Source organism: Caballeronia sp. (assembly GCF_049581465.1).
In the GTDB taxonomy this organism is placed as follows: domain Bacteria; phylum Pseudomonadota; class Gammaproteobacteria; order Burkholderiales; family Burkholderiaceae; genus Caballeronia.
In genome coordinates, this window is sequence record NZ_JBAUSA010000015.1 from 1 (window position 1) to 5,541 (window position 5,541).

Annotated in this window: 8 protein-coding genes; 5 read left to right on the plus strand and 3 right to left on the minus strand. The window is 60.4% G+C overall.

Annotated elements, in window-relative coordinates; all coding sequences use genetic code 11:
* A partial coding sequence (locus WCA53_RS00315; RefSeq protein WP_423904013.1) for an amidase family protein occupies window positions 1–308 on the minus strand: 308 nt, incomplete at its 3' end.
* A 330-nt stretch (window positions 309–638) separates the two neighbouring features.
* Between WCA53_RS00315 and WCA53_RS00320 the strand changes: the two genes are divergently transcribed.
* Both WCA53_RS00320 and WCA53_RS00325 read left to right on the plus strand, forming a co-directional pair.
* Window positions 639–890 carry a DUF4160 domain-containing protein gene (locus WCA53_RS00320; protein WP_423904015.1) on the plus strand — a complete coding sequence of 84 codons (252 nt, stop codon included), beginning with the start codon at window positions 639–641 and terminating at the stop codon, window positions 888–890.
* Window positions 874–1,341 (plus strand): DUF2442 domain-containing protein, encoded by a 468-nt coding sequence (locus WCA53_RS00325; RefSeq protein ID WP_423904018.1) that lies wholly within the window; start codon window positions 874–876, stop codon window positions 1,339–1,341. Before WCA53_RS00320 ends, WCA53_RS00325 begins: the two co-directional genes overlap by 17 nt.
* Window positions 1,342–1,438: 97 nt before the next feature.
* On the opposite strand, the gene hemN is transcribed toward WCA53_RS00325, so the two are convergent.
* Window positions 1,439–2,812 (minus strand): oxygen-independent coproporphyrinogen III oxidase, encoded by a 1,374-nt coding sequence (gene hemN / locus WCA53_RS00330; RefSeq protein ID WP_423904020.1) that lies wholly within the window; start codon window positions 2,810–2,812, stop codon window positions 1,439–1,441.
* Between the two features lie 119 nt (window positions 2,813–2,931).
* On the opposite strand from hemN, the gene WCA53_RS00335 reads away from it, so the two are divergent.
* From WCA53_RS00335 to WCA53_RS00345, 3 genes are all read left to right on the plus strand, one after another.
* Window positions 2,932–3,243: a YkgJ family cysteine cluster protein gene (locus WCA53_RS00335; RefSeq protein WP_423904029.1), complete on the plus strand. Its 312-nt coding sequence runs from the start codon at window positions 2,932–2,934 to the stop codon at window positions 3,241–3,243.
* 41 nt (window positions 3,244–3,284) lie between these two features.
* A complete protein-coding gene (locus WCA53_RS00340) occupies window positions 3,285–3,872 on the plus strand; it encodes a DUF1439 domain-containing protein (RefSeq protein WP_423904022.1) in 588 nt (195 codons plus the stop codon).
* Between the two features lie 74 nt (window positions 3,873–3,946).
* A complete protein-coding gene (locus tag WCA53_RS00345; RefSeq protein WP_423904023.1) occupies window positions 3,947–4,780 on the plus strand; it encodes an undecaprenyl-diphosphate phosphatase in 834 nt (277 codons plus the stop codon).
* Between the two features lie 65 nt (window positions 4,781–4,845).
* On the opposite strand, the gene trmB is transcribed toward WCA53_RS00345, so the two are convergent.
* The coding region (gene trmB, locus WCA53_RS00350) for a tRNA (guanosine(46)-N7)-methyltransferase TrmB (protein ID WP_423904024.1) at window positions 4,846–5,541 on the minus strand (696 nt) is incomplete at its 5' end.

Here is a 5,541-nt window from a genome sequence, read left to right on the forward strand (position 1 = left end):
GCGTGAGCGAGCGCGCGCGAGCCGGCGCGCGTCACCTGCCCTTCTATGTCGAAGAGATCCTTGATGGAAACCGGAATGCCGGCCAGCGGCGAAAGCACAGTGCCCGCGCGACGTAAGGCGTCGTGGGCATCGGCGGCGGCGCGAGCACGGGCCGCATCGACGTGCATGAAAGCGATGGCACCCTGTCCGGCGGGGTCCTCAATGCGTTCGAGCGCCTGCTCGACCAAATCCCGGCTAGTGGTCCTACCTGCACGAAGGGCTTCGGCAAGTTGCGCGAGCGGAGCGAATTGCGGCGGTGTCGTGAGCATGATGTCTGGCAGAAATCGGTTTGCGGGAGTGGGCGGGTCAACCCACTTTGCAGAAGTCGCGTGCGGCGCGAAAAAACGTTGGCTGCGGCGATCGAACACGCTATGGCGCGAATTCGAAAGTGGCTGTCATTCTAAGCCAGCAAATTCAGAAATACTCGACGTGGTGTTGCTGAGCGGGTCCCCTAGCCATTCGGCGGATGGTGGCGCTTCCAGTAAATCTCTAAGCTCGTACCGGTCTGTGGCGTGCAGTTCAACCACGGATTGCGAGGTTTCTTCAAAAACCCAAGCGTTTGGGTTTACTTATAAGCTTTGACTGGATACAGTAGGGACATGCCAACGATTTTCCGCATCGGCGCCGCGCGCGTCGTGATCTATCCCAACGACCATCGGCCCGCACACGTGCATGTCGTGGGCGCTGGCAATCATGCCGTTTTCAACTTGCAGTGCCCAGGCGGCCCGCCTGACGTGCGCGAGAATCACGGTTTTTCGAAAGCTGACGTCACTGCCTTCGTTCGCCGGATGCAAAACGTCGTTGGCTCTCTCTGCACGGAATGGAATGCAATTCATGCCAGTCTTGACTGAAATCACCGATGCGCAAATGGCGAAAGCCGAGGCTCGGATGCAAAAGCGTATTGCGGAAGGTCCGACTGCGATCGCCGTGGCGTACCGGAGCGACGACGGCCGACTCGTGATCGAATTGTCGAACGGGGCGTTGTTCGCGATTCCCGCGAGGATCATCCAGGGCCTCGAAGGGGCAACCGACCAAGACCTCAAGTCAATTGAAATCACGGCGCTGGGAGACGGCCTGCATTTTCCCGCGGTCGACGCGGACGTCCTCGTGCTTCCGCTACTGGCCGGCGTGCTCGGTTCGAGTTCGTTTATGGCAAAACGCCTGGGCAAAGCAGGGGGGGCTAGCCGAAGCCCGTTGAAAGCTGAAGCGGCGCGGGCAAACGGCGCGCGCGGAGGCCGTCCTCGCAAAATCAAAGTGGAGGATACCGAACCCCCCGAAGTCCCCCAGTCGGCGGAGAAGTGATCGGTGTGACCACTCGACGACCGGGAGTCGGGCGTAGTGCAAAAGATTTGCTGCACAAGTACTAGCCCGGACGGACCGCACGTGAGGGCCTACGGGCTTAGATCGTCCGCGAGAACCGCTTCGCCGCGTGTCCAGCCAGGTATCGATCGAAGATCATCGCTACATTGCGAACCAGCATGCGGCCGGCGGGCAGCACTTGAATGCCGGAACCGGTCACGGCCACCAGACCGTCTGCCTCGAGCGGCTTCATGCGTTCCAGTTCGTCGGTGAAGACCGAATGAAACCGAATGCCGTATGCGGCTTCCAGCTCGTCGAACCGCAGTCCGAACTGGCACATGAGCTGCGAGATGATGTCTCGGCGCAGCCGGTCGTCTGCATCCAGTCGCACGCCGCGCGCGATTGCCAGTTCGCCGCGATCTATCGATTCTGCATAAACGGCCATGTCCTTCGCGTTCTGCGCGTAGACATTGCCGACTTTTCCTATCGACGAGACGCCGAATCCGATCAGGTCGCAATCCGCTTGCGTGCTATAGCCCTGGAAGTTGCGCTGCAGCGTGCCAGCTGTTTGCGCGATCGCGAGTTCGTCGTGGGGCAGGGCGAAATGGTCCATTCCGATATACACGTAGCCCGCTGCGCTCAGCTTCTCGATAACGCGCTCAAGTATCGCGAGACGCTCGGCAGACGAAGGCAGGGCGGTTTCATCGATACGGCGCTGCATCTTGAAAAGTGCCGGCATATGCGCATAGCCGAACACCGAAAGCCGGTCGGGCGCGAGTTCGATCATGGTATCGAGCGTGGACGTGAAGCTTTCTACGCTTTGATGTGGCAAGCCGTAGATCAGGTCGGCGCTGATCGATTTGAAGCCTTTGTCCCGAGCCGCCGTCATCACGGCACGCGTCACTTCGAGTGGCTGAATGCGGTTGGTCGCGTGCTGCACGCGGGGATCGAAGTCCTGTACGCCAACGCTCAACCGGTTGAAACCTATGTTGCGCAGCACGCCGATCGTTTGCGCCGATGCCTCGCGTGGATCGACCTCGATCGAATACTCTGCTTGCGCGTCGGGAAGCAAATGAAAGTGCCGGGCGGTAGCCTCCATGAGCTCGGCCATTTCGCCGTGCGACAAAAACGTCGGCGTGCCCCCGCCCCAATGCAATTGCGTCACGGGGCGAGTGGTATCGAAGTGCTCAGCCTGCAACGCAAGTTCGCGTTTTAACCGATCCAGATAAGGCCGTGCGTGGGCCCGATTTTTCGTCGCGATCCGGTTGCAGCCACAGTAAAAGCAGGCTGTGGCGCAGAACGGGATGTGGAAATAGAGCGACAAATCCGCCGATGCCGCGCCCGGAGCGGACGCCGCCCGATAGTAATCGGCGGGATCGAAGGAGTCGGTGAACTGGACGGCGGTGGGGTACGACGTGTAACGGGGACCGTTCGCGCTGTATTTCGCGAGGAGATCGGGGCGGAAGAAGGTCATCGCGGACGAGCTCGAACTAAGTCTCCCGAGTCTAGCTGACCGATTCGCACCGCTCTTGCGTGAAAACGCCGCAGCCGCACGGTGGCACAATGCCGCTTGATACCTGCTTTTCACCCTTCATGCCGATGTCCAACGCCCACAGTCCGAACTCCATGCACGCGTGCCGCGAAGCGTGCGGCGCATGTTGCATCGCGCCGTCGATTTCGAGCCCGATTCCCGGCATGCCCGAGGGGAAGCCTGCAGGCGTACGCTGCGTGCAACTGGGTCCGGACTTGCGCTGCGCAATCTTTGGCGATCCCCGCCGGCCCGCGTGCTGTTCCGGCCTGCAGCCATCGGAGCCCATGTGCGGCGACACGCGCGATTACGCGCTCGCGTGGCTCACGCAACTCGAATTCGACACGCAGCCTGACCTGCAACCCGGGCGCATCTAGACAGTCGAACGATCATCAGTCAAATCTCTGGAGAAATTCGCATGACTCAAGCCGTTGCGCCGAAGCGGCGCCGGTTTTTCCTTGCCGCGTTGAGTGGCGCGGGCGTGTTAGCGCTGGGTAGCCGGACGTGCGCCGCCGCGATATTCCCGTTTATCCCCGATCACTACACCTTCAGTCAGGCACAGGTTCAGGAGGCCGTGCAGCGAAAATTCCCGTTGCAACGTACGGCATCGCAGATATTCGATGTCACGCTGGCCGATCCTCTTGTCGGCCTTGCCCCGGATCGCAACCGGATTACTGTTCGGCTCAACGCCCGGCTTGCCACGCCGTTCATGCCAGAACCGGTCACCGGCGTGTTTACGCTTTCCAGCCAACTGGCTTACGACGCACCGAGCCATTCGGTCATCCTGCTGTCACCAACCGTCGATGATTCCCAGCTCACCGGGGACGCCGCGCAGTACAACCAGCAGATCAGCGCAGCGGGGGCGGCGCTCGCGGCCCAGTTTCTCGACCGCTATCCCATCTATACGTTCAAGCCCGAACAACTTCAGTTTGCCGGAGTGACCTACGAACCGGGTACAATCACCGTCCTTACAAATGGCATACGGGTACAGATCGTCGAAAAGTAGCGCGTTCGATAAATCCAGCCTCCCGAAATGCCTTGTGCCCCGGCCAGACGGCCGGACCAACAAGGGGTGGAGTGATGGACTGGATCTTGTTTTGCAAAGCGCTGATTCTGGGCGTCGTAGAAGGTTTGACTGAGTTTTTACCTGTATCTAGTACGGGGCACTTGATTGTTGCAGGCAGTTTGCTGGACTTCACCGGTGCCGAGGCGAAAACGTTCCACGTCGTGATCCAGTTCGGCGCGATTCTCGCCATTGTGTGGGAATACCGGCGCAAGATTGGCGCGGTGATCGTGGGTCTTCCCACTCAGCCGAAAGCGCGGCGGTTCACGGCGAATGTTGTCATCGCGACGATTCCGGCCGTTGTGCTCGGCCTCTTGCTGGAAAAGAAGATCAAGGCCGTCTTGTTTTCGCCTGTGCCCGTTGCCGTGGCGTTGATCCTGGGCGGCGTCGTGATCCTGTGGGCAGAAGCACGGCAGCGGGATCGTGGCGTCGCACCGCGTGTGACATCGGTCGATGAGCTCACTTATGCCGATGCGTTCAAGGTCGGCCTGGCCCAATGCCTGGCGCTGATTCCGGGTACGTCGCGCTCGGGTTCTACCATTATCGGCGGGATGCTGTTTGGGCTCGAACGTCGTGTCGCGACTGAGTTTTCTTTCTTTCTCGCGATCCCCATCATTTTCGGCGCGACGATCTATGAATTGGCGAAGGACTGGCAAACCCTTTCGTTCGATGCGCTCGGACTGTTTGTCGTCGGGCTGGTGGCAGCGTTTATCAGTGGGTTTATCTGTATCCGCTGGTTGCTGCGCTACGTTGCGACCCACGACTTTACAGCGTTCGCGTGGTATCGGATCGGCTTCGGACTGTTGATTTTGGCCGTCGGATACAGCGGTGCCCTGAGCTGGGCCGATTGATCCGGGTATGCTCAAAAACACAAAAAAGCCACGAATTCGTGGTTTTTTTGCGTTGAATGGCGCAGTTAGCGGCGCTTGAAAACCAGATCCCACACGCCATGGCCGAGCTTCAATCCACGCCGCTCGAACTTCGTCACCGGCCGATAATCCGGCCGTGGTGCGTAGCCCGCGTCGGTTGTGTTCTCGAGCGCCGGTTCCGCCGATAAAACCTCAAGCATCTGTTCAGCATAGTTTTGCCAATCGGTCGCGAGGTGAAGATAGCCGCCGGATTTGAGCCGCGATACCAGCAACGCGACAAACTTCGGCTGGATCAACCGGCGCTTGTGATGGCGCGCCTTGTGCCAAGGATCGGGGAAATAGATGTGCACGCCATCAAGACTGTCGGGGGCGATCATCTGTTCCAGGACCTCGACCGCGTCATGCTGGACGATGCGGATATTCGCGAGTTCCTGCTCCCCGATCAGCTTGAGCAACGCGCCGACGCCCGGCTCGTGCACTTCGACACCCAGGAAGTCATCGGCGGGACGGGCGGCCGCGATTTCAGCGGTTGTCGCGCCCATGCCGAAGCCAATCTCCAGTACTCGCGGTGCAGTGCGGCCAAACGCGCTATCCCAGTCGAGCGGCTGCGGCGCAAAGGGCACGACGAAGCGCGGGCCGATGTCATCGAGCGCGCGCCGTTGCCCGGTCGACACCCGGCCCGCGCGCGTCACGAAACTCCGAATCCGCCGATGATGTCGCGTGTCGTTCGCGCTCGTCGGGGC

Excerpts from the sequence above, each read along its gene's own strand:
- WCA53_RS00320 (WP_423904015.1), top strand. The coding sequence starts at position 639 with ATGCCAACGATTTTCCGCATCGGCGCCGCGCGCGTCGTGATCTATCCC.
- WCA53_RS00325 (WP_423904018.1), top strand. The coding sequence starts at position 874 with ATGCCAGTCTTGACTGAAATCACCGATGCGCAAATGGCGAAAGCCGAG.
- hemN (WP_423904020.1), bottom strand. The coding sequence starts at position 2,812 with ATGACCTTCTTCCGCCCCGATCTCCTCGCGAAATACAGCGCGAACGGT.
- WCA53_RS00335 (WP_423904029.1), top strand. The coding sequence starts at position 2,932 with ATGCCGATGTCCAACGCCCACAGTCCGAACTCCATGCACGCGTGCCGC.
- WCA53_RS00340 (WP_423904022.1), top strand. The coding sequence starts at position 3,285 with ATGACTCAAGCCGTTGCGCCGAAGCGGCGCCGGTTTTTCCTTGCCGCG.
- WCA53_RS00345 (WP_423904023.1), top strand. The coding sequence starts at position 3,947 with ATGGACTGGATCTTGTTTTGCAAAGCGCTGATTCTGGGCGTCGTAGAA.